This is a genomic window from Bacillus sp. LR--39, assembly GCF_053613335.1.
This window is the reverse complement of record NZ_JBSIOT010001540.1, coordinates 1-527: the sequence shown is the minus strand read 5'-3', so window position 1 is coordinate 527 and position 527 is coordinate 1. Positions and strand designations below refer to the sequence as shown.

At 40.8% G+C, this 527-nt stretch carries 1 protein-coding gene; it reads left to right on the top strand.

The window, feature by feature from the left end:
• Window positions 1-275: pyridoxamine 5'-phosphate oxidase family protein (locus tag ACWHAR_RS31665; RefSeq protein WP_452089001.1), on the top strand; the 275-nt coding region annotated here is incomplete at its 5' end.
• Window positions 276-527: the final 252 nt, after the last annotated feature.

Below are 527 nucleotides of genomic sequence, written 5' to 3'. Positions count from 1 at the left end.
AGGAAACTCATAAAGCAGAAGAAATTGAGAACAACCCCAATGTCCACATTTTATTAGGCTATGATTGTGAAGGTTTTGGCGACGCATATGTCGAAGTTACCGGAAAAGCCAAAATCAACAATTCGGCAGAACTCAAGGACAAAATATGGAGTTCCAAATTAGAGCGCTGGTTTGACGGCAAGGATGATCCGAATCTGGTGATTCTTGAAATTGAACCGGAGGATATCAGATTGATGAATGCCGGGGAGAAAACACCGGTCTCACTCGAACTATAAAAAAATTGTGTTTTCAGGGGCGATATGTTATTATGAATAGCTAGTAAGAAAAATAAGCAAATAAAAAGAAAGTAAACTTCTTTTTTCTGTTTTGAGAGAGAAGCTTACCGCTTCCCAAGCAGCATAACCAGCTGCCCTTATTCTTTTCCTTCATAACAAATCGCCCCTAACGATGAGATGGAAAAAAGACTTTTTTGTTTTACAATTCACACCGGCGCGGCTTCGGAGCCGCAGTGACGATTGAGAGGTAGG